This window comes from Synechococcus sp. R6-7 (assembly GCF_047461695.1).
GTDB lineage: Bacteria > Cyanobacteriota > Cyanobacteriia > Thermostichales > Thermostichaceae > Thermostichus.
The window spans coordinates 1-2,748 of record NZ_JANSHS010000149.1 but is presented as its reverse complement, the minus strand read 5'-3'; the positions used below and the strand labels follow the sequence as shown (position 1 = coordinate 2,748).

Here is a 2,748-nt window from a genome sequence, read left to right as displayed (position 1 = left end):
GACTCCAATGCGGCGGCTTTGGATCTGCTGATGACGGCTATTGAACAGGCAGGCTACAAACCGGGAGCAGATATCGCCTTGGCCTTGGATGTGGCCGCCAACGAGCTGCTGCAGGATGGGCAATATCACTTTGAGGGCAAAGCCCACAGCGCGGCTGATATGGTGGCTTACTACCAGCAACTGCTGGCCAACTATCCCATCCTTTCCATTGAAGATGGGCTAGCGGAAGAAGACTGGGCCGGTTGGCAAGCCATGACCGCTCAACTGGGATCCCGGGTACAGCTGGTGGGAGATGACCTGTTTGTAACCAACCTGACCCGCCTGCAAAAGGGTATCGACAGCGCCGCCGCCAACGCCATTTTGATCAAGCCCAACCAAATCGGCACCCTGACGGAGACTGTCTCGGCCATCCAATTGGCAGTTCAAGCCGGCTTTCGCACCATCATCAGCCACCGCTCTGGCGAGACGGAAGACACCACCATTGCCGACTTGGCGGTGGCCACCCGTGCCGGGCAGATCAAAACCGGATCCCTCTGCCGCAGCGAGCGCATTGCCAAGTACAACCAACTGCTGCGCATCGAAGACGAGCTGGGGGAAGCGGCAGTTTATGCCGGTCGGGTGGGCCTGGGTCCTAGAGCTCGCTAACTTCCCGTTCCGTCCCAGGGGATCCCTAGCACCTGCACCAAAAAGGCCCAGCGGTCGGCAGCTTCCTCAATCAGCTTGCTGGTGGGCTTGCCGGCCCCGTGCCCTGCCTTGGTGTCGATGCGGATGAGGATGGGCTGGGATCCCCCCTGGGCTGCCTGCAGGGCAGCGGCAAACTTGAAGCTGTGGGCGGGCACCACCCGGTCGTCGTGATCTGCGGTGGTGATCAGGGTGGCGGGATAGGCAGTGCCGGGCTTGAGGTTGTGCAGAGGGGAATAGGCGTAGAGGGCCTTGAATTCCTCCGGGTTCTCCGGGGATCCGTACTCGGAGATCCAGGCCCAGCCGATGGTGAACTTATGAAAGCGCAGCATGTCGAACACCCCCACTGCCGGCAGGGCCGCTGCAAACAGCTCCGGCCTCTGAACCAGGCAGGCCCCCACCAGCAGGCCGCCGTTGCTGCCGCCGGAGATGGCCAACTTGGCGGGGTTGGTGTAGCCATGGGCTATCAGCCACTCGGCAGCGGCAATAAAGTCGTCGAACACCTTTTGCTTGTTGAGCTTGGTGCCCGCCTGGTGCCACTCTTCTCCGTACTCGCCGCCGCCGCGCAAACTTGGCTGGGCATAGACACCGCCCATTTCCAGCCAGGCCACCAGACCCACTGAAAAGCTGGGGGTAAGAGAGATGCCAAAGCCGCCGTAGCCATACAGCAGAGTGGGGTGATCCCCTGTCCGAGCCAGGCCGCGGCGGTGGACAAGAAACATGGGGATGCGGGTGCCATCTTTGCTGGTGTAGAACACCTGCTGCACCTCGTAGGCCTGGGGATCGAAATCCACCTGGGGCTGACGGAACAGGGTGCTGGTGCCGCTGGTGAAATCGTAGCGGTAGATGGTGGGCGGGGTGGTGAAGCTGGTGAAGGTGTAGAAGGTCTCGGTGTCGTAGCGCTTGCCGCCAAAGCCGCTGGCGGATCCCAGCCCGGGCAGCGGAATTTCCCCCAGGTAGCTACCGTCTAAAGCAAAGGTCTTGATCTGGGTGTGGGCGTCTTTGAGGTAGAAGGCCACAAACTGATTGTTGATCAAGCTAACCCCCTGCAGGGTCTCCTCCGCCTCAGGGATCACCTCCTGCACCCGGTCAGGCTGCTCCAAGTCAATCGCCACCAGTCGCCGCCGAGGAGCTTGGCAGTCCGTCAACAGCCAAAAGCGGGATCCGTCGTTGCCCACGAAGCTGTATTCGGCCTCAAACTCGCGGATGAGCTCTACTACAGGAGACTGGGGATCCCGCAAGTCTTTGTAGAAGATGAGGTTTTTGGGATCCGTGCCCCGCCAGACGGAGATGATGAGGTAATTCCCATCTTCAGTAACCCCGCCGGCAAAGCCCCACTCTTTTTGGTCGGGGCGGTGATAGACCAAGACATCTTCTGACTGGGAGGTGCCCAGGCGGTGGTAGTAGAGCTTTTGAAAGTAGTTGGCGCTTTCGTATTCGCTGCCCGGGGCCGGTTCGTCGTAGCGGCTGTAGAAAAATCCCTGCCCATCCAGCGTCCAGCTCGCCCCGGAAAACTTGACCCAGCGGAGGTGATCCGGCAAATCCTCGCCGGTTTCGATGTCCCGCACCTTCCATTCTTGCCAGTCGGAGCCGGAGCGGGAGAGACCATAGGCCAGATACCGCCCATCACGGCTGATGGCAATGCCCGCTAGAGCCACCGTGCCGTCTTCCGAGAAGGTGTTGGGATCCAGCAAAACCCGCGCCTGGCCCTCTAGACTTTCTTGGGTGTAGAGAACGCTCTGGTTTTGCAGGCCGTCGTTTTTGAAGTAGAAGTAGCGGCCCCCTTCTTTGAAGGGCTGGCTGTATTTTTCATAGTTCCAGAGCTGGGTCAGGCGTTCTCGGATCCGCTGCCGGGCTGGGATCTGCTGCAAGTAGTTAAAGGTAAGGTGGTTTTGCGCCTCAATCCAGGCCCGCGTCTGCTCCGAATCCAGATCCTCCAGCCAGCGGTAGGGATCCGGCACCGGCTGCCCGTGGTAGATGTCCACAACAGTGGGATCGGGATAGCTGGGCGGGTAGTTGAGCATGAGACCTAAGCGCTAGAGCATGACTCTAGTCAATAATAAGCTC

The 2,748-nt window shown here is 60.1% G+C and carries 2 protein-coding genes; one reads left to right on the top strand and one right to left on the bottom strand.

Features of this window, described 5'->3' with window-relative positions; all coding sequences use genetic code 11:
* Positions 1–645: phosphopyruvate hydratase (eno, locus tag NW815_RS05145; protein ID WP_414415774.1), on the top strand; the 645-nt coding region annotated here is incomplete at its 5' end.
* Here eno and NW815_RS05140 read toward each other — a convergent pair.
* Complete coding sequence (locus NW815_RS05140; protein WP_414389798.1) at positions 642–2,705, bottom strand: prolyl oligopeptidase family serine peptidase; 2,064 nt, start codon at positions 2,703–2,705, stop codon at positions 642–644. The two genes, eno and NW815_RS05140, sit on opposite strands and share 4 nt — an antisense overlap.
* Between the last annotated feature and the right edge of the window lie 43 nt (positions 2,706–2,748).

Excerpts from the sequence above, each read along its gene's own strand:
- NW815_RS05140 (WP_414389798.1), bottom strand. The coding sequence starts at position 2,705 with ATGCTCAACTACCCGCCCAGCTATCCCGATCCCACTGTTGTGGACATC.